This is a genomic window from Acinetobacter sp. KS-LM10, from assembly GCF_036896575.1.
Lineage (GTDB): Bacteria > Pseudomonadota > Gammaproteobacteria > Pseudomonadales > Moraxellaceae > Acinetobacter > Acinetobacter avistercoris.
Genome location: NZ_CP145906.1, coordinates 2,254,572 through 2,274,697, shown reverse-complemented (window position 1 = coordinate 2,274,697; position 20,126 = coordinate 2,254,572). Strand labels below are relative to the sequence as shown.

21 protein-coding genes are annotated in these 20,126 nt (G+C 38.3%); 7 read left to right on the top strand and 14 right to left on the bottom strand.

The genetic code is table 11. The annotated features are described in order from the left end of the window. Window positions 1–24: 24 nt before the first annotated feature. Window positions 25–1,125: an AAA family ATPase gene (locus tag V5M36_RS10400; protein WP_338558687.1), complete on the top strand. Its 1,101-nt coding sequence runs from the start codon at window positions 25–27 to the stop codon at window positions 1,123–1,125. A 232-nt stretch (window positions 1,126–1,357) separates the two neighbouring features. Here V5M36_RS10400 and V5M36_RS10395 read toward each other — a convergent pair whose 3' ends face one another. From V5M36_RS10395 to map, 6 genes are all read right to left on the bottom strand, one after another. After that, complete coding sequence (locus tag V5M36_RS10395) at window positions 1,358–2,314, bottom strand: TauD/TfdA dioxygenase family protein (RefSeq protein WP_338558685.1); 957 nt, start codon at window positions 2,312–2,314, stop codon at window positions 1,358–1,360. Between the two features lie 160 nt (window positions 2,315–2,474). After that, the gene (locus tag V5M36_RS10390) at window positions 2,475–2,615 is read right to left on the bottom strand and encodes a hypothetical protein (protein ID WP_338558682.1); all 141 of its coding nucleotides are present in this window, start codon (window positions 2,613–2,615) and stop codon (window positions 2,475–2,477) included. Next, window positions 2,608–3,822: an MFS transporter gene (locus V5M36_RS10385; protein WP_338558679.1), complete on the bottom strand. Its 1,215-nt coding sequence runs from the start codon at window positions 3,820–3,822 to the stop codon at window positions 2,608–2,610. The genes V5M36_RS10390 and V5M36_RS10385 overlap by 8 nt, the downstream gene beginning before the upstream one ends. 277 nt (window positions 3,823–4,099) lie before the next feature. Beyond that, the gene (locus V5M36_RS10380) at window positions 4,100–5,218 is read right to left on the bottom strand and encodes an OmpW/AlkL family protein (protein WP_338558676.1); all 1,119 of its coding nucleotides are present in this window, start codon (window positions 5,216–5,218) and stop codon (window positions 4,100–4,102) included. Between the two features lie 912 nt (window positions 5,219–6,130). Then, complete coding sequence (locus tag V5M36_RS10375) at window positions 6,131–7,216, bottom strand: OmpW/AlkL family protein (protein WP_338558674.1); 1,086 nt, start codon at window positions 7,214–7,216, stop codon at window positions 6,131–6,133. 302 nt (window positions 7,217–7,518) lie between these two features. Further along, a complete protein-coding gene (gene map / locus V5M36_RS10370; RefSeq protein ID WP_338558671.1) occupies window positions 7,519–8,343 on the bottom strand; it encodes a type I methionyl aminopeptidase in 825 nt (274 codons plus the stop codon). A gap of 210 nt (window positions 8,344–8,553) precedes the next feature. Here map and rpsB point away from each other — a divergent pair, with 210 nt between their 5' ends. The 6 genes from rpsB to V5M36_RS10340 all read left to right on the top strand — a co-directional run bounded on the left by rpsB (window position 8,554) and on the right by V5M36_RS10340 (window position 13,035). Beyond that, a complete protein-coding gene (gene rpsB / locus V5M36_RS10365) occupies window positions 8,554–9,306 on the top strand; it encodes a 30S ribosomal protein S2 (RefSeq protein ID WP_338564150.1) in 753 nt (250 codons plus the stop codon). A gap of 137 nt (window positions 9,307–9,443) precedes the next feature. Continuing rightward, a complete protein-coding gene (gene tsf / locus V5M36_RS10360; protein WP_338558668.1) occupies window positions 9,444–10,322 on the top strand; it encodes a translation elongation factor Ts in 879 nt (292 codons plus the stop codon). A gap of 107 nt (window positions 10,323–10,429) precedes the next feature. After that, window positions 10,430–10,933 carry a DUF3465 domain-containing protein gene (locus tag V5M36_RS10355; protein WP_338558665.1) on the top strand — a complete coding sequence of 168 codons (504 nt, stop codon included), beginning with the start codon at window positions 10,430–10,432 and terminating at the stop codon, window positions 10,931–10,933. A gap of 131 nt (window positions 10,934–11,064) precedes the next feature. Continuing rightward, window positions 11,065–11,892 carry an AraC family transcriptional regulator gene (locus tag V5M36_RS10350; RefSeq protein WP_338558662.1) on the top strand — a complete coding sequence of 276 codons (828 nt, stop codon included), beginning with the start codon at window positions 11,065–11,067 and terminating at the stop codon, window positions 11,890–11,892. A 70-nt stretch (window positions 11,893–11,962) separates the two neighbouring features. Further along, window positions 11,963–12,724 (top strand): AzlC family ABC transporter permease, encoded by a 762-nt coding sequence (locus V5M36_RS10345; protein ID WP_338558658.1) that lies wholly within the window; start codon window positions 11,963–11,965, stop codon window positions 12,722–12,724. Next, on the top strand, window positions 12,721–13,035 hold the full coding sequence (locus V5M36_RS10340) for an AzlD domain-containing protein (protein ID WP_338558656.1): 315 nt from the start codon (window positions 12,721–12,723) through the stop codon (window positions 13,033–13,035). The genes V5M36_RS10345 and V5M36_RS10340 overlap by 4 nt, the downstream gene beginning before the upstream one ends. A gap of 50 nt (window positions 13,036–13,085) precedes the next feature. Here the strand turns inward: V5M36_RS10340 and V5M36_RS10335 are convergent, their stop codons facing one another. From V5M36_RS10335 to V5M36_RS10300, 8 genes are all read right to left on the bottom strand, one after another. Continuing rightward, window positions 13,086–13,532, bottom strand: coding sequence for an Mpo1 family 2-hydroxy fatty acid dioxygenase (locus tag V5M36_RS10335; protein ID WP_338558653.1), 447 nt, complete (start codon window positions 13,530–13,532; stop codon window positions 13,086–13,088). 190 nt (window positions 13,533–13,722) lie between these two features. Next, window positions 13,723–14,334, bottom strand: a complete 612-nt coding sequence (locus V5M36_RS10330; protein ID WP_338558651.1) for a septal ring lytic transglycosylase RlpA family protein — start codon at window positions 14,332–14,334, stop codon at window positions 13,723–13,725. Window positions 14,335–14,618: 284 nt separating this feature from the next. Next, window positions 14,619–15,620, bottom strand: coding sequence for a lytic murein transglycosylase B (gene mltB / locus V5M36_RS10325; protein ID WP_338558649.1), 1,002 nt, complete (start codon window positions 15,618–15,620; stop codon window positions 14,619–14,621). A gap of 21 nt (window positions 15,621–15,641) precedes the next feature. Beyond that, a complete protein-coding gene (gene rodA / locus V5M36_RS10320) occupies window positions 15,642–16,784 on the bottom strand; it encodes a rod shape-determining protein RodA (RefSeq protein WP_338558647.1) in 1,143 nt (380 codons plus the stop codon). A 142-nt stretch (window positions 16,785–16,926) separates the two neighbouring features. After that, entirely contained in the window at window positions 16,927–17,577 is a 651-nt protein-coding gene (locus V5M36_RS10315; protein ID WP_338558645.1) for a hypothetical protein, read from the bottom strand. Between the two features lie 27 nt (window positions 17,578–17,604). Beyond that, entirely contained in the window at window positions 17,605–18,417 is an 813-nt protein-coding gene (gene queF / locus V5M36_RS10310) for an NADPH-dependent 7-cyano-7-deazaguanine reductase QueF (RefSeq protein ID WP_338558644.1), read from the bottom strand. Further along, window positions 18,417–19,190 carry an ABC transporter permease gene (locus tag V5M36_RS10305; protein ID WP_338558643.1) on the bottom strand — a complete coding sequence of 258 codons (774 nt, stop codon included), beginning with the start codon at window positions 19,188–19,190 and terminating at the stop codon, window positions 18,417–18,419. The genes queF and V5M36_RS10305 overlap by 1 nt, the downstream gene beginning before the upstream one ends. Then, a complete protein-coding gene (locus V5M36_RS10300) occupies window positions 19,190–20,122 on the bottom strand; it encodes an ABC transporter ATP-binding protein (protein WP_338558642.1) in 933 nt (310 codons plus the stop codon). Before V5M36_RS10300 ends, V5M36_RS10305 begins: the two co-directional genes overlap by 1 nt. Between the last annotated feature and the right edge of the window lie 4 nt (window positions 20,123–20,126).

The following is a 20,126-nucleotide window of genomic DNA, read 5'->3' as shown; positions in this document are numbered from 1 at the left end:
TTAAGTTTGAAGTTTGGAACATTGATGGCTATTCATTCTATTCATATTCAAGGTTTTCGCTCAGTTCGAAACATCACATTACCGTTGTCACAGCTGAATATTATTAGCGGTGCAAATGGTTGTGGTAAATCAAATTTATATAAAGCTGTACGCTTATTGCATGAAGCAGCAAGAGGACAATTGTCGCAAGCTCTAGCAGACGAAGGCGGGATTCAGAAAGCCATGTGGGCGGGTGGACGTAGAGCAGGCGATCGGGCTAAGGATCCAAAACGGATGATTCTTGCCGTTGAAATGGAATATTATGAATATCAACTTGAAATTGGATTTCCAGAACCATTAAATAGTTTATTCGGGCTAGATCCACTGGTGAAAAAAGAAGGAATTTGGCTAAGAGGTTATCAGCGCAGGAAAATGAGCGAATTAATGGAACGTATTAATCAAGCTGCATTTTTAAAAAATATTGATGGTGAACGCTTGAGCTATCCGATGGCGCTGACACAAGAAGACTCAATTTTTGGACAATTGTCAGATCCGCATTTGTATCCTGAAGTTTCACAAGTTCGCGAAAGTATGAAAAATTGGCGTTTTTATCATGAGTTTTCAGTCAGTTCAAATTCGCCTATCCGTGTCCCTCAAATTGGAATTCGTTCACCTATACTATCGCATGATGGCAGTAATTTAGCTGCTGCGTTTGAGACATTAAGAGAACGTGGCCAAACAGAAACGCTATATGAAGTGCTGGAAAAAGCATTTCCCAATAATCAATTTTTTGTAGAAGAGTCTCGTGGGCGTTTTCAAATGATGATGCAACGAGAGGGCATATTGCGACCTTTAGATAGCTCAGAGTTATCCGATGGAACACTCCGATTTTTATGTTTAACCGTGGCTTTACTTAGTCCTAGACCACCGCAATTTATGGCCTTAAATGAGCCAGAAAATAGCCTTCATCCCGATTTATTGCCTGCATTAGCGATGTTGATTGCTGAAGCCAGTCGTTATACTCAACTTTGGGTGACCAGTCATTCTGTGGTTTTGGCTGAAATGATTAAATCCTATTGTGAGGTTTCACATTTTCAATTAGATCAGCGAGATGGTGAAACCATCGTGACTTCTATCTCGAACTAAAAATAAGCTAGACATATTAAATTAAAATATAAACGAGAAAAATTCAGATTATTTTCATGTTAATGCGAGCCATCCGCTTGCTGAACTTTATCGATTTTTTATAGGTGTCCATCAAGCGCTTCTCGATTTTTATATAACCGCGGCATAAAGCTCGACTGATATAGAGATAGTGGAAAATATAGAGTTAGTGGAAAATATAGAGTTAGTGGAAAATATAGAGTTAGCGGAATAACTAATAAGGTCGACCACCCGCAAGACTGATACGTTTAAGTAAACGCCGTTGCTCAGCAGGAAAGGGTGTACGTGAGTGTAGGGTGACTTGATTGTCCCAAAATACGATATCGCCTTGTTCCCAATGATGCTCATAGCGGAATTCAGGTTTTAAAATATGCTCACGAAGTTCGGAAATCAATCGGCTCCCTGCTTGATCAGCATAATTGACCAACTCCACTTCAGAACGTGTATTTAGCCATAAAGCTTTACGTCCAGATTCAGGATGTGTGCGCACCAAAGGATGTGGATACGCATGACCTATAATAGGTTGATCACTAAAACGATAATAAGGCGTGCTGTTATAGCTGTCCGTACCTTTGTTGCTATTGGCGCGAACAAAGGGGTTATAGGTAATTAATTGCAGCGAATTAATATGATTTTTGGTGTTTTGATCCAAGCCCTCATAGGCCTTAATCGTGTTATACCATGTGGTTTGACCACCATTCTGAGGGAGTTCAATGGCATAGAGTATAGAGCCAAAAGATGGTGTTGGCGTCCATTGATGATCTGCATGTGGTGATAGCTCACCATGGCCAGTATAGTCGCCTTGTCCCACTGCATTGGAAACAGGAACCACATCAGGTGGAGCACCTGTATCGGATTGAGTCGCTAAAACAGGATTGTCTGCACTGGGTTTAAAAAGTGCACCAAAATAACTGGCAAAAGCCAAATACTGCAAATCATCCAAACTTTGTTTTTTAAAAATAAGAATTAAATGTTCTGCCAATGCTTGTTTTAACCGGAAAATGGTTTCCCCAGATTGTGCTTTGCGTGCGTCTAGACCAATCACCACGGCACCAAGCGCTTCATTCTCAAGTGGCAAAATTTCAATATCAGCAGGATTTTGAAATTGATCTGCCTGATGCCAACGAGGCGCATCATGAATGGCCTGCGATAGCTGGGTTAAGCTGGTCATGGTCTATTTCTCTCATTTTTGATCTGAATATAATCTAAGAGAAAATAGCCAAGCGCAGAAATCATTTATAATTCTAAACTTATGAAATTAAAAAAGACTTCCATAAGTATTTGTATGATTAGCTTTTAATAAAATTGATCAATATTATTCACTTTTTAGCTTAATGCGCACAGAAAGCCTGATTAAAGTAAATAAAAAGATCAGGGACTTGGCTCCAAAGGACTAAAGCCAGTGCTAAAAAAGCAAAAATAATAAATGCGATAACTGCTTTAAACCAGTAGGGACTCATTGTATTAGTCATGGACGATAGGCTCCTCATTGACAAAGAGATGAACGAAAACACCGAAAATACTGAGCGCGATTGAAAGACCCCAAATGATGTTGTAGTTACCCGTTATATCATGATTTAAACCACCTAACCATCCGCCAAAAAATGAACCAATTTGATGGGTAAAGAACACGATACCACTGAGCATGGTGAGGTATTTAACGCCAAACATATTGGCCACAATACCATTCGTCAACGGTACTGTAGACAACCAGAGTAAACCCATAATGACAGCAAAGCTGTAAATGGTCCAAATACTTAGCGGTAAGCTCAGAAAGGCGATGATCGCAACTCCCCGTAAACCGTAAAGCCACATCAGTAATTTTGGTTTTGAATATTTGTCGCCAAGCCAACCTGCGGTATAGGTGCCAACTATATTAAACAACCCAACTAAAGCCAGAAAAATCGTGCCTGTTGCAGTTGTAAAACCGTGATCGGTTAAATATCCAGGCAGATGTATGCCTAAAAAAACCACCTGAAAACCACAAACTAAGAATCCGAGTGCTAACCAAATAAAAGGTTTATGATTTTTTGCAATAACCAAAATTTGCTTGAATCCCAAGCTTGGTTTATTCACATTTTCAATAGCAGTCGGGGCTTGATACATCGGTGCCTTTAACATGAGAGATAAAGGGACGATTAATGCAACCATAATGGCAGTAATTAAAAGAGCAGCAGACCAGCCAAAATTTTGCAACAAAATTAAAGTGGTCGGAAGCATGATAAATTGACCAAATGATCCCGCTGCACTGGCAATACCCATGGCCATACTACGTTTACTTGGATGTGCGGCGCGACCGACCGCAGACAGTAACACTGAAAACGAAGTCGCAGATAAGGCTAAACCAATGATTAATCCTAAGCTTAAATTGATCAATAAACCTGTTGAGCTAAAAGCCATCAGCACGAGACCGATCACATACAGTATGCCACCAGTTGCAACGACTTTTTTACTGCCGTATTTATCGGCTAATGCACCTGTAAAGGGCTGAACGGCTCCCCATAATAAATTTTGTAAAGCGATAGCCAGACTGAATACACCATGATTCCAATTAAACTCATGACTCATGGGAACGAGGTAAAGTCCAAAACCATGTCTAACCCCTAAAGAAAGCGCCAGAATAAAAGCACTACCAATCAACATATAAATTAAGGGTTTTGAAAAACGTGTATCAGACATGTCCTATCCATTTTCGTTGTTATACGTATTTTAAAAGAATAGGAATAGCATGACGATTGAATAATCATTTATCAACTGATAAATAATACTTATATACCAAAGTTGATGTTATGCATTTGTCACTTCACTCATTGGCAATGAAACTTTTTGCTCATATAACTCGTTGTTAATGTAAGATTGATAAAGCGACCCTGAGGTCGCTTTATCTGTATATGAGGTATAGGTTGAGATTATATATATCGAGATTATGTAGATTGTGATTTAGTTAGAGCTAACTTTAAAAACGATAACCGATACCGGCATAACCTAATATTGGATTAATTTCGATATCTGATTTGGCGTTGATGAGTTCACCCAGTTGTTCATCTCTGACAGTGATTGTCGTTTCACCAGTTAAGTGCGCATAGGAAACAGAACCGACAGCAAACCAGCGATCATTGAAGTCATATGTAAAACCAACGGTGGCAACAGGCGCAAAAGCATCACTTGCTTCAAGACTTACTTTTGGATTCGCTGTACTTTCTTTGTTGTCTAGAGCAGCACCAGCAGCACCATTTTTAATATTGGCAATTTTGTGACCTGCGGCAATTAAATCTTTCTCAAGATTAGGATTCATTTCTAGGTCGTTAAAGTAGGCGTACATCAAACCAAGACCCACATAAGGTCGGAATTTATTAACACCCGTTTTACCGAAGTGGTATTGGAATTCGAAAGCAGGAGTCCATGCACGTGCTTCAGCAACTTGACCATGACCTGATAAGTCCGTAATAAATATATCTTTTTTAAGCGGTAGATCCCCCACAATTTGACCTATACCTTCGGGTGAGGCAACACCTGAGAGAGGGGCGAAAATCTGACCTTTACCTTGTATATCAACTTTTGGTGGAATCCCTGCCTTGATTTCCAAAGAGACATTGTCTGTAAAAAAGTAATTGGTCAAAATTCCAAGTGTAGTGACATCATCTGCTTCTAAGCCAGTGCCTTGTGCTTGCCAGTTTGATAAACCTGTTAAAGTAGCCTCACCTGCAACATTTGATTTTAAATACTTATCACCATCCTTGTTAAAGGAAATTAGTCCTAATATATCTAAATCAACAGCAGTTTTAAGGAGGCCTTTTTTTGCAGTAGCACCTTCTTTAGACTCATCAATTGCATTTAATACTGAATCGACTTTGACATCACCGACCCTACTTTTCTGCCCTTCATTAACAGCTGTATTAATATTAATGGGTTGTGCCTTACCTTGTGGCATGACGTGTAAAGCACCTACAGAAACAGAAAAACGCTTAAAGCCATCACCATCTTTTAAACTAAAATAGGGTGAGTCGGCATGACTCATTAACGGTAGGGAAATAAGAGCTGCTGTCATTGCTGTATTAAGCACAGTTTTTTTCATTACGGGACTCCATGTCCATTCAATCTGATTACTTGTTTTTATATAGCTGATAAAAAAGTAAATTAAATCACACTATTTATCCAAACAGAGTATTGGATATTGGTGATAAAATAATATTGGAAATATGTAGTATTTTGTTTGCCAAAATGATGGCTTTTTGTAATGCAAACCTAGCAACATATCACTCATTATTTTTAGTGATTATAAATGCTGTACAAACGAAAGCACTCACAGAATTAAAAAAAATATAAGAATTAAATAAAGTGAATTTTAATTTTGAATTAAATATTGAATCGATTTTAAAATTAATTAACGATGTCTTATTTTCATTAAAATTGATGGGAAAAATCTGCTGAGCTCTATTTCGTCTTAGGTTATCGTACATTTTTATAAAATAATTTAAGAACTAAACTTTAGGCATAGTGACTTAAATTTTTTAATAAATCCTTTTCTTGAATTGTTTTCTTTAATCGTCTTGTTATAAAAGCCAATCAGTTGCGGTTGAGATTTTGTAATAAAATAGATTTTATGATGTATCTTAGTCTTTGTTAATGAATGGTTAAATTGGGGGTTTTCCTTATTTTTAGATACATATGGGCTAGATATTATGTAATTAATATTTTTATTTTTTGAAATATTTTTTTGATTCTTAGGTAATGACAATTGAACATTTTGATAATTTTAAAAATGATCATCGAGTAGCAATCAATTGATCTATAAAAATCCCTTCTTCCTTGGGAAGAAATTTTAGGGTGAGGGAATACTCATAATGAGTAGGGTGTGTGAATAATGAATTCTAAAAGTATTCTAATAATTAAAAATATTCGTTGGTTTGATCCACAAAAAAAACTATAAAAAAAGCTATACAAAAAAAGCGATCTTAGATCGCTTTTTTATGAACATCTCACCAAATCAAAAACGGTAACCAATACCTGCATATCCAATAATTGGATTAATCTGCAGTTTTACATCTGAGGCAAAAAGCGTTCCTAGTTTTGCATCATTAACTTGAATGGTGGTTTTACCCGTTAAGTGAGCATAGCTGATAGAGCTAACAGCGAACCAGTTCGGATTTAAATCATAGGTGAAGCCTAAAGTCGCTATTGGAGCAAAACTAATATCGGCTTCGAGATCAATAACTGGATTAGCCGAGCTGAGCTTGCCAGCCAGTGCTGCACCACCTTCACCGGTTTTCATATTGGCAATTTTATGTCCCGCACTAATGAGATCTTTTTCAAGTCCAGGTGTAAGTTCAAGTTCATTAAAATAGGCAACCATTAAGCCGAGTCCGAGATAAGGTCTAAACTTATTTACCCCAGATTGACCAAAGTGATATTGAAGCTCCCACATTGGCGTCCATGCTCTAGCTTCAGCAACTTTTCCATGGCCTTCTAAATTTGAAATTTGAAGATCATTTTTAAGCTTAATGTTTAGAAACTCTAGCGGTAATCCAGCCAAAGCAGGTGTAGCTACAGCAGTAAATGGGGCGGTAATATTGCCCACACCTTTGATATCCACCTTAGGTGGAATGCCGAGTTTGGTTTCAAGTGAAATATTGTCATTAAAGTAGTAGTTAATCAAAATACCCAGTGTGGTGACATCTTCAGCTTCCATGCCTGCACCATCCATTGTCCAAGCGGATATATCGTTTACTACGGATGAACCGCTGACTGCACCAGGTAGGGTGCCGCCTGTTACAAATCCTAATACTCTTAGTGCGGACTCAAGCCCTCGCTGATCCACGCTTGGGTCAAGGTTTTCATAGACAGTACTTAAGGTAATGTCGCCGTTTTTTGCAACTTCACCTTCTTTAACTGCTGTAGTTATTTTAGGTGCTTGAGCTTTTCCTTGTGGCATTACATGTAAACCACCTACAGAAATCGAAAATCTTTTGAAATCTGCATTCGGATCTAAACTGAAAAATGAAGATTCTGCTTGGCTGTGAAATGAAAGTGAAGCTATCGACGCAGCTAAACACAACAAAATTTTTTTGTTCATTGATGGACTCCCTGTCCGGTCATAAGTTTTTTGTTTTATATTTTCATCTTAGAGTGTATTCGCAAAACCCATTGATATTCAAAGATTTTGCAAAAATGATTGTTTGGATTTTGTACAGTGATTGATTGATATTTGTAATTATTTTGATGGTTTTTTTGAGCTGTATTTTGAGGATGTTGTGCTTAGTGTGACTCGAATCATTGAACAGAAAAATAGTGTCTAATATTTATTTTGTAAAAAAGACCCATAAATGAGTCTTTTTTAGGGCATTCAATTTTTAATTAAAATTAAATGCAGAGATTTTAGCTAAAACGAGACAAATCTTCATCTGGACGCGCTGTTAAAACTTCAAGTCCAGTTTTGGTAACTAAAATGGTGTGTTCATACTGTGCAGACAGACTATGATCTTTAGTCACCACCGTCCATTTGTCACCAAGTAACTTGGTTTTCCAATCTCCACCATTCACCATTGGTTCGATGGTAAAGGTCATACCTTCCTCAAGTATCATGCCTGAGTTAGCCTGACCGTAGTGTAATACTTGTGGTTCGTCATGGAAAACAGTGCCAATACCATGACCGCAATATTCACGAACTACGCCGAAACGCTCACTTTCAACATATTGCTGTATGGCATGACCAATATCACCAATGGTAGAGCCCGGTTTTACTGTTTCCATACCACGATACATCGCTTCTTGAGCAACGTTACATAGACGTTCCGCAAGAATAGATGTCTCGCCACCAACCACATACATCATATTGGTGTCGCCATGATATCCGTCTTTGATCACAGTCACATCAATATTCAGGATATCGCCTTTCTTTAATTTTTTCGCATCAGATGGAATGCCGTGGCAAACCACATGGTTGACCGAGGTACAAATCACGTGTTGAAAAGCAGGGCGGCCTGGAGCTGCACCGTAGCCTAAACAAGCAGGAATCGCTTCTTGTTTATTGACGATGTAGTCATGACAAATCGTATCAAGTTCTAAGGTGGTTACCCCAGGAACTATATGCGGTTTGATCATATCCAAAACTTCTGCTGCAAGTCGTCCTGCTACACGCATTTTTTCAATTTCGTCAGCAGTTTTAATAAGTCGACGTGGAGCCTCGTAAGTACTGTTCATGATCTTTAAAAACTTTTGGAAATTTGTGTGTGACTATGGTATAAATAGCCGCCCAATTTATCAAATGCTTTTTCGTGTATCAATGCACGAATGTTGTTTGAAACTGGGGCAACTAAATCCGCACATATGTCGTCACATTACTCTGGGTGCCCTTTGGGGTGGATAATGCGGACATATGGAGGCCTAACCCAAAACTTTAAGGTAAAGAAAATGGCAGATTACAACGTAAGCATGCGCGACCTTCTTCAAGCAGGCGCACACTTTGGTCACCAAACACGTTTTTGGAATCCAAAAATGCGCGAATACATCTTCGGCGCGCGCAACAAAATTCACATCATCAACCTTGAGCATACTGTTCCTGCGTTAAATGATGCTTTGAACTTTGTTAACAATCTTGCTAGCAAAAAGAACAAAGTATTGTTCGTTGGTACTAAGCGTGCCGCTTCTAACATCATTCGTGAACAAGCTCAACGTGCGGGTCAACCGTATGTAGATCACCGTTGGTTAGGTGGTATGTTGACGAACTGGAAAACACTTCGTCAATCGATCAATCGTTTGAAAGATCTTCAAACTCAATCTCAAGACGGTACTTTCCTTAAGCTTACTAAACGTGAAGCTTTAGAGCGTACTCGTGAGATGGATAAACTTGAACGTTCTTTAGGCGGCGTTAAGAACATGGGCGGTTTACCTGACGCATTGTTCATTATCGATGTTGATCACGAAGCAATTGCGATCAAAGAAGCTAAGAACCTTGGTATTCCAGTAATCGGTATCGTTGATACAAACTCTAACCCAGATAACGTAGATTTCGTTATTCCTGGTAATGACGATGCGATCCGTGCTGTTACACTTTATGCTTCTGCTATGGCTGATGCGATTCTTGCTGGTAAAGAATATGCTCAAACTCAAGCAAATGCTCAAGCTAAAGCTGAAGAACCTGCTAAAGAAGCTCCTGAGGCTTAATGCGATTTGACGCCGAATTGTCATTTTGCGACACGTAACGGTGGCAAAGTAAGCGTTAAAAGCAAAACGGCCCAGAGAACACTTTGGGCCGTTTTTTGTTGAACAGATTCATTTTCTACCGTATTTAGGAGAACAACATGACTGCAGTTACTGCGAGCATGGTAAAAGAATTACGCGACCGTACTGGTTTAGCGATGATGGAATGCAAAAAAGCGTTAACAGAATCAAATGGTGATGTTGAGCTAGCAATTGACAACCTTCGTAAATCTGGTCAAGCAAAAGCTGCTAAAAAAGCAGGTAATATTGCTGCTGATGGCGCGATCACAATTGCTCAAGAAGGCAACAAAGCACTTCTTTTAGAAGTAAACTGCCAAACTGACTTCGTTGCTAAAGACGAAAACTTTGCTGGTTTCTCTGCTAAAGTTGCTGCTGCTGCGTTAGCTGCAAATGAAACAGAAGCTGCTAAAATCGTTGAATTGAAACTTGAAGATGGTTCTACTGTTGAAGAAGCGCGTATTGCACTTGTTCAAAAAATCGGTGAAAACATTCAAGTTCGTCGTGCGACGATCGTTGAAGGTGAGAATCTTGCAGTTTACAAACACGGTTTAAAAATCGGTGTTGTTGTTGCTTTCAATGGTGATGCTGCAACTGGTAAAGGTATTGCAATGCACGTTGCTGCGTTCAATCCAGTTGCTGTTACAGCTGAAGGCGTATCTGCTGAGCTTATCGCTAAAGAGAAAGAAATTGCTGAAGCTAAAGCAATTGAATCTGGTAAGCCTGCAAACATCGTTGAAAAAATGGTGACAGGTTCTGTTGAAAAGTACTTGAATGAAGTTGTACTTGAGCGTCAAATGTACGTAATTGACAATGACAAGAAAGTTGCTGATATTCTTAAAGCGACAGCTACAACTGTGACTCAATTCGTTCGTTTCGAAGTAGGCGAAGGAATTGAGAAGAAAGCAGAAATGAGCTTCGCTGACGAAGTTGCTGCTGCTCAAGCTGCTGCTGCACAATAATTTTTGCCTGAATAGGTGAAGATTAAAAAAAGCCCCATTTGGGGCTTTTTTTATGTTTAGATTAGTTATGAATGAAATTATGTTGAAAGATATAACCGAGTAAACCGATGAATAAAAAAATAAGTATTGTGACTGTTGTTGTGCTTTTGATCGCTGCATATTTTGGTCTAGATTTAAATACTCAGGATCAGCAAAGCCAGCAAAATGCCTCGGTGGCACAAAGTGCTCAGGTTAAGCACAGCGATGGATCACCATCTTCTGGTCAAAACTTGCAAGACGGTTTGAAATCGATACGTCAAGCGTATGATCGACAGCAAAGTGATTTACAAGTTCAAGCTTTGGGGCAAGTGAAAGCGATACTTGCAGATGATAATCAAGGTTCAAGACATCAAAAATTCATTTTAAATTTAGACAATGGATTGACCGTGCTGGTTGCACATAATATTGATTTAGCGCCAAGAATTGAGAATTTAAGAAAAGGTGATACTGTTGAATTTTATGGTGAATATGAGTACAGCGAAAAAGGAGGTGTGATTCATTGGACGCATCATGATCCACAAAATCGGCATGTGGGTGGATGGTTGAAGCACAGTGGGAAGATTTATCAATAATTTTAGCTTGGCTATATATAAAAGCTCCTTATTTAGATAAAATTTATGAATCGATAGCACAGCAATTTTGTTCTATACGAATTTTTCAATCGTGGTATTTTGAAAAATGTTAAATCAATTTGAATAATAAAATGTTGGAGCAGGCTGACTTTTTACACGTAAGAGAATTGGGTGGTTTGGAGCTACTTAAAGCTCGTTATCACCAAAAGCAATTTTCTAAGCATGTGCATGAAGGCTATTGCATCGGTGTGATTGAGGAAGGTGCTCAAAGTTTTTTCCGCACTGGGCAGTTACATACTGCACCGAAGGGCGACATTATCTTGGTCAATGCTGATGAAATTCATACAGGCTCATCTGCAGTAGAGTCAGGCTGGGGCTACCGTGCTATTTATCCTACACCCGAGATGTTGCTAGATATTAGTCAGGATTTTTTTACGTTAAAAAATAGTGCGCCATGGTTTCCGTCTGCGGTTATCCATGATTTAGGTTTGGCGCAACAACTCAGTTTACTTTTTGATTTATTAGAACAAAAAGAAAATACATTACTTAAAGAAAGTATGTATTTATCGACTCTCGCGAGATTAATCAGTCGCTATGGAAAAGCTAAGTTAACAGATTTGGTGTTACCAGAAGCACAACAAAAAATTAAAGTAATTCAAGATTTACTAAGTGCAACGCCCGAGTATGACTACTCTTTGACAGAGTTGGCGAGTTATGCAGGGTTAAGCCCTTGGCACTTTTTGAGAGAATTTAAAAAATATACAGGTTTGCCACCGCATAGTTGGTTAGTGCAGCTGCGTTTGCAAAAAGCGAGACAGTTATTGAAGCAGGGTCATAATATAACAATGACTGCGCAAAGCTGTGGTTTTTTAGATCAGAGTCATTTTAATCGACACTTCAAAAAAGCCATGGGAGTGACTCCTTCGCAATATATGCTGAACTTTAAAATCATTACATAGCAATTTTATCCAAGCTTCTTTTTTGAAAGATCATGACACTCGTATTTATTCTTAAAACTATGTGTATGTCATGCAGCTAGAAATTAAAAAATTGGATGATGATCCTTCAACCCATAAATCATTTCATCAGAAAGCATTTTACCAAGGTGTTTTAGATATTTTACCGCTCTCGATTGCTGTTTTACCTTGGGCGATTTTAGCGGGTTCAATGGCGGTCAATGCTGGACTGAGTGTTGCACAAGCTTTCGCGATGTCCGCTGTTCTCTTTGCTGGTGCAGCGCAGTTGGTCAGTTTGGGTTTGGTGATGTCTGGCGCTTCATTTTATACAATCGTCATCACCGTGTTTTTCATCAGTGCTCAACATTTTATTTACGCTTTAAATTTTCGGCAAGATGTGATGAGTTTGCCTTTAAGGAAGCGTGTACTGCTTGGTTTCTTACTGACAGATGAATTATTTGCAGTGGGGATAACGCAGAAGGCACAGCGTTCTTTTGCCTATTTATTTGGAGCGGGATCATGCTTTTATCTCGCTTGGTGTTTATTTAGCTTAATTGGAATATTTCTTGCCAATGTGATTCCTAATTTGGATCAATTGCATTTGGACTTTTCAATTGTCGCTGTTTTTATTTGCATTATTGTACCCATGATTAAAAACGCAGCAACTTTGATTGGGGTGGTGACGACACTTTTATCAGCTCTGGTTTTTCATCATCTACGTATAGAGGCGGGCACTGTACTTGCTGGATTGTTAGGGATGTTTGCCGCAATGTCTACAGCAAGACTCTTGAAGCATAAATCATTGCAGCGTAAATCTTTAGGGCAAAAATCATGAATTGGATTCTATTGCTGACATTGGCTGTGGTTGTGTTTTTCAATCGCTATTTCTTTCTAGAACCAAACGTGTCCTTTGAATTGCCAAAATTTGTACAACAGATGTTGAGTTATTCAGCGCCTTGTTTGCTTACGGCAATTTGCACACCGATTATCTTTTTTAATGGCGATCAATTACGTTCACTGCCTTTAGATCCTTATTTAATAACAGCCATTTTATGCATTATTTTTGCGGTGTTATTTAAGAAAATACTTGTGAATCTTTTATTGAGTTTATGCGCTTTTTATCTCTTAAGTTGTTTCTTGCATTGATTAAATTTAGGCTAAATATTTAAAAAATACTTAGCCTATCTAAAATGGCCTTAAAGCGCTTCTGGTTGACGTCTTTTCCATTTAGGTATGATTTTAGCTAAATAGGCATCCATGCACCATACAGGACCAATGAGAAGGAATTGGAGGTCTTTAAAGAATGAAGGCTTTTTACCTTCCACTTTGTGGCCATAAAACTGGCCAATCCAAGCGATAATAAAAACACCAATGTAAAAGCCAATACCGACAGGTAGAATCCAGATCAGCCACGCCATAATGAGAATTAAAGCAGACATTGCAACAGCCAATACGAGGTCTAATCGTGCATAAAAAACCAAAGTCAGTACGACGACTAATGCAGTGAGGAGGGCACTGAAGTGGGCAAGAATGCCAATAAGTGCAAAAAGGATTGCAGGTACACATACCCAATGAATAGATTTGTTGGTTGCATTTTGATGACTTTCGCTATACTCATCTAACCACTCAGATATTGTTTTCATTCGAAATCCTTGTCTTTGTTTTTGGATCATTCAAGCTGAATATAGACCAGATTATAACTGAGGTCAAAACAATTGGATTGGCTGTAAAGCAAGTGCTTTTCATTGTGTTGATCAATAGCGCTTATAAAACTCACGCATTAAAAAAGCCACTTTTGAAGTGGCTTTAACGTCAAATGCATAAACACAATGATTAAGAGTTAGGTCCATCCACTCGTTCGATGCTTACACGAGCTGTGCCATCGCTGGTAATACCGAGGCTTTTAGCCGCGCCATAAGACAAGTCAACTACGCGGTTACCATGAAATGGTCCACGATCATTTACTTTAACAACAACACTCTTACCATTTGATTTATTTGTAACTCGGATATAACAATTCAACGGTAGGCTACGGTGCGCAGCTGTCATTGCATTCATGTCGAATGTTTCGCCGCTGGCTGTTTTACGACCATGAAACTGACGACCATACCAAGAAGCGACACCTGTCTGACTGAATCGACGAACAGTATTTGAAGCAACATCGTTTAATTTATCAATGACTGAAGGTTCTTCAACGGGTATTTGAATTTTTGCAGCAATCGTTTCACGGCGAATTTTATCACCTGAACGTTCAGTAATTGCTAAACTGTTTAAGTTTGAAAAATGTGAATTAAAACTGGTTGTATCTTTGCTGACAACTCTAGACGCTAAACTCGAATTTTCAGCATCATTGTTTAAATATGATGACTGAACAAGTTCAGCATGAGTTTGAGATAAACTCAAACCTATGGTTAAAAATGATAATAATTTAAGCGAAGCATGCATCGTTTAACTCCTGGGAACCCCAAATTCACTTTCTAAGTTGATGAAAGCTAAGCTTTAAGGTCTGTAAATTCACTAATGCAACTGCATTTAACGGTAGAGGATAATATTCATGCAGATACAAAAGTGTCTAGTACTATTTTATGTTTAGTTGCAAAAACCACAAATTACCACAATAACTGATCAAAATATAATCAATATTGTAACAATTAATTTAAAACGTGCGTTTTTCGCTCAATTGGCTATAAAAATATGTTGACATTTGTGAATGTATTTAAGATAGGTCTTTATCGACTCGCAATTTCTGTGCCTAAAAGCCATAAAGCAGTGGCATACATTCGACTTCTATTATAGGTCGTTATCACTTGAAAATTAGGGTAAGTAATATAGTAAATTGATCCATAATCTTCTTGAAGTTGAATGATATTTACCAGATCCAAGTCATCAATTTTCACAATGGGATTCATTGGAGAAATGCCTTGATTTTTGATGACTCCAAATGGTGTAGGTTGGGTTAAATCTTTAGCAATCACAGATTCTGGATTATTACCGCTATAGCGCGCTGGGAATGCAATCGGTTGATCTCTTTGCCAGCCATGTTGAGCTAAGTAATTTGCAATTGAACCAATCGCATCGACCGCAGAATTTCTTAAATCAATATGACCATTGCCATCATAATCCACGCCATATTTTGGAATATTACTCGGCATAAATTGAGGATAGCCGACAGCGCCTGCATATGATCCGACTACAGAATTGGCAGGAATTCCATCTTTATATGACCATGCAATTAATGCACTCAACTCATCTTGGAAATATTGAGCGCGGCGTTCATAGCCAAAGCCTAAAGTCGCCAATGCATCACGGGTGATAAAATTACCCTTATTGCTACCGAAACCAGTCTCTACACCCAAAATACCTAAGATGATAGCTTGGGGTACACCGAACTGTTGCTCTGCTTTATTGAGTGTGTCTGCATATTGGTTTTTAAAGCGCACACCTCTTTGAATGGTGCTTTCAGCCAAGAAGTTAGTTTTATATTCATACCAAGGCTTACTTTCCCCTGGACGATTCATAATATTAATAATATTAGGTAAGTTTTTTGAGCCATTCATTGCCCAATCAATTTGCTCACCACTTAGACCATAGGTCTGCATGGTCTTATTTTTAAAATTGTTATAGCTAGGATGATTAGAAAAATCATTGGCTTGACAAAAACTGGTCATTGTAAAAGTAGCTAAAGCTAAAGAGAGACGCTTAAATTTGCTAGATATAAGTGTTTTTAACATATTTAAAATGTTCCAAAATTATTATCGATGAGTGTGAATAGACATAACGATGCCAAAAGTTGCCATTAAAGTTATAATTGCAGTACCGCCATAACTCATAAAAGGTAAGGGAATACCTGTTACTGGTAAGATACCACTGACCATACCAGCGTTCACAAAAACATACACAAAAAATGCCATGCCAAAGCTGCCAGCGAGTAATCGTCCATAGTTGTGGAAGCAATTTAAACTGATGAATAAAATTCGAATAATGATGGCAAAGTAAATCAGGAGCAGTACAAATACCCCGAGTAGTCCAAATTCTTCAGAATAAGCTGCAATAATGAAGTCTGTATGACCTTCGGGTAAAAAATGTAAATGCGATTGTGTACCTTCTAAAAAACCTTTCCCCGTGAGTCCACCAGAGCCGATGGCTGTTTTAGATTGAATAATATTCCAGCCAGAACCAAGCGCATCTGCAGTTGGATCAAATAAAGTCATCACGCGTTGTTTTTGGTATTCATGCAATAAGAACTGCCATGCAATTGGAATACTGATTGCAATGAGTCCTAATGCGCCACCAATGAGCCACCAAGGCAAACCACTTAAAAATAGAACAAACATGCCACTTGCTAAAATAAGTGCGGATGTTCCTAAGTCAGGTTGTTCTGCAATCATGAGGAAGGGAATAGTGATCAGCACCAAACTAATGAAAATTCGAGGAAGTGTTGGAGGAAGAGAGTATTTCGATAAAAACCACGAGATCATCATCGGCATGCCAATTTTCATAAATTCACTGGGCTGTACACTCCCAACACCAGGAATATCAATCCAGCGTTGTGCACCCATCCTAACTTCACCAATAAAGATCACAGCAATCAATGAGACAACACCGATGATATAAACAATAGGGCTGAGTGATTGATACACTTTGGGTGATATTTGAGCAAAGCCGATCATGACGATAAAGCCAATGCCGAAGCTCATGGCTTGTTTAGACACCAAGAGCACATCTTGTGCGGAAGCGCTATAGAGTGCTGTTAGTCCAATAATGGCGTTAAACAGCAAAAATAAGCATAACCAAGGATCAATATGAAATTGATGCCATTTTGAAGGAATATGAGCAGTGCTTAAACCATCTCTTGGTGCGTGACGGAGAAATTTATATTGGGAGTTTGGAGGCATATGCGTGAAATATATATTTCTGGTTAATATAGTCTTATCGTGAAAGATGCTAACACCATCTCGACTTTAAGACTACGAATATTCAGATACTAAAATAGAAAAAGCCCAGTATTACTGGGCTTTTTCTAGGATCAAACAAAGATTATTCGATGAAAAGCGTATCGTGATATTCTGCTGCAGCCAGTAATTCCTCTTTGGTGAAATTTGGAATCAATTTATCTATCGCAATATGCACAGCTTTAATGACAGCAGCTGAACCTATATCAGACGCTTTACGCTTGATCATGCCAAGATCAAGCGTCTTATTAAAGTCATTCATAAAGTGTCGCACAGCAGCTTCACCAAATTGCTTGTACTGTTCAGAAAGTAAAGCACGATTTACATCGTTGCCTGAACGAATTTCAGCGAAGCTATTTTTGAGGTTAGCGACTAATTCAGGTTTTAAGGGTGCTCCCACACGGTATTGTCCTTGAGGATCCTTAAACAAGCTTTTTTCAGAAAACTCAATAGATTGTCTAACGACATCATTCGGTGCTTTGCTTAAGAGCTGTTTTAACAACATTGCAACAGTAGATTTAATATAACCCGCTAATTTTTCAGCTGTATCACGTTTATCACTCACTGGAAAGCGACGAACGAGTTCAACCAAAATCGCATCGATAATTTCATCATTTATTGCAAGCGCTGTTTGATCACGCAAAGGGTACAATGGTTCGTTAGAATTTTTTTTCTCAATTCCTGTCTGAATATTTTTTAAGAGAGACTCAGAAGGAACAAAACCAAAATAGGACATCTTAGAAAACCTCAATATTTATGCATTTTATTGTCGCGCCAATCGAATTGGGCTTGGCATCCATGCTAAGTCAGATACACGACAAGGATTAATGTCTAATCCGCCACGTCGTGTATAAGTCGCATATACCATCAGCTTTTCAGGTTTGAATGTTTCCCAAAGGTCTGCGTAAATTTGTTCTACGCATTGTTCGTGAAAGCCATTATGCTGACGATAGGAAATAATATAAGCTAAAATTGAACGAAAACAAGGATTTTTGCCCTTATATCGAATAAAAACTGTTCCCCAGTCGGGCTGACCTGTAACAGGACAATTACTGCGTAACAAATGAGAATAAAGCTGAACTTCAATTTCTTCAGGGTTTTGATCGAATTCAAGCAATGACTTGTCAGGATGTTCTTCAAGACGATCTAGTTCAAGTTCATCAATACATACACCTTGAGGTATGCTAACCGCAAGATCATCTACAGGTAAAAGATAAAGTTTTACTTCCGCCTCAGCAGCGGCAGATAAATCTTTTTCCACAGTCTGAACAAAAGCTTCTTTAGAGTCGAACTGGGTGAAGTTCATGCTGTTAAAATAAAGCTTTAAAGATTTTGATTCAATTAAGTTAGGAGAAGTCGCTGGAAGTTCAATACGACCAATCGCAACTTGAGGAATTCCTTTATGATTGAGCCAAGAAATTTCAAAAACATGCCACCAATCCTTACCCTGACGAATGCCTTCAATATGTGCATAATTTTCACGTGCTTGCGCACGTGAAATTGGAAACAAAACATCCGGTTGATAATTTGTTGGATAGTTGGTGTCTTTACCTAATAAAGATTGTTCTACACTCATTACTCACGCATTCCTGAACCACGAGAAAGTAAAAAATATGCAATGGCATAAAGCACGCCACAACACGTCGTAATAAAAATTAAAGAAAGCGTCACATTAACATCGCTATGACCCAAAATACCGTATCTGAAAGCATTAACCATATATACGATCGGGTTGATCAGCGATAAATTTTGCCAAAATGGACTTAAAGCGCTAATCGCATAAAACACACCACCTAAGTAGGTGAGTGGCGTTAATATAAAGGTTGGAATGATTGAAATATCATCAAAAGATTTTGCATATACAGCATTAATCAAGCCGCCTAGCGAAAACAGAAGTGATGTAATGACAACAGTATAAATCGTAATAAAAATATTATGAATTGCTAAATCTGTGAAGAAGAGACTCATGATCGTGACAATTAGACCGACTAAAACACCACGACAGACACCACCGATCACATAACCCCATAGAATCAAGTGTAAAGGCACTGGACTCATAATAAGTTCTTCGATACTTTTTTGAAATTTCGCGCTAAAAAAACTTGAAGACACGTTTGCATAACTGTTGGTGATGATTGCCATCATGATTAAGCCAGGCACAATAAATTGCATATAGCTGAACCCGCCCATCTGACCAATACGTGAACCAACCAAATTACCGAAAATCACGAAATATAAACTCATGGTAATTGCAGGTGGTAGCAAGGTTTGTGGCCAAATACGCATAAAACGACGTATTTCTTTTCTGACCAAGGTAAACAGGGCAATTCTAAGTTGAGTAAAATTCATTACACTGTTTCCTCAAGGTTTTTCTCAACCATTTTCACAAAAAGCTCTTCTAAGCGATTTGATTTGTTGCGTAGACTTAAAACAGTTATACCGTGAGCTTCAAGTAGCTGAAATAAATCATTTAAACTTAGTGCTTTATCTAGAGTGATTTCTAAAGTTACTGGATCAATAAGATTAAACTTAACCCCAATAATATCCAGATGAATCGGTTCAATAGGGTGTGCTAAATCAAGAATAAAAGTCTCTTCATTTAATTGATTAAGAAAGTTTTTCATTGATGTGTCTTCTTTAATCACGCCTCGATCAATAATCGCAATTCGACGGCACAACATTTCTGCTTCTTCAAGATAATGCGTGGTGAGAATGATCGAAGTCCCGTTATTGTTCATTTCAGTCAAGAATTCCCACATCGAGCGACGTAACTCAATGTCTACACCTGCTGTAGGTTCATCTAAAATAAGTAATTTAGGTTGATGCATCATCGCTCTAGCGATCATGAGACGACGCTTCATACCACCGGAAAGCATACGAGCTTGTACACTACGCTTTTCCCATAGTCCCAGCTTTTCTAAATATTCTTCTGCGCGCGTTTCAGCAATTTTTTGAGGAATACCGTAATAACCAGCTTGTGTAACTAAAATATCAAAAGGTTTTTCAAATTGACCAAAATTGAACTCTTGCGGTACTACACCTAAGCATTGCTTTGCTGAAGATGGATTGGTGTCTAAGTCGTGACCGAAAATTTCAACTGAACCTGAAGATTTCTTTGTTAATGAGCTGATAATACTGATCGTCGTAGATTTACCTGCACCATTTGGACCTAATAATGCGTAAAACTCACCTTCAGGCACACTTAAGTCTATGCTTTTAAGTGCTTGAAAACCATTTCGGTATGTTTTGGATAATTCCCTTAACGTCAATGCTTCAGTCATAGAG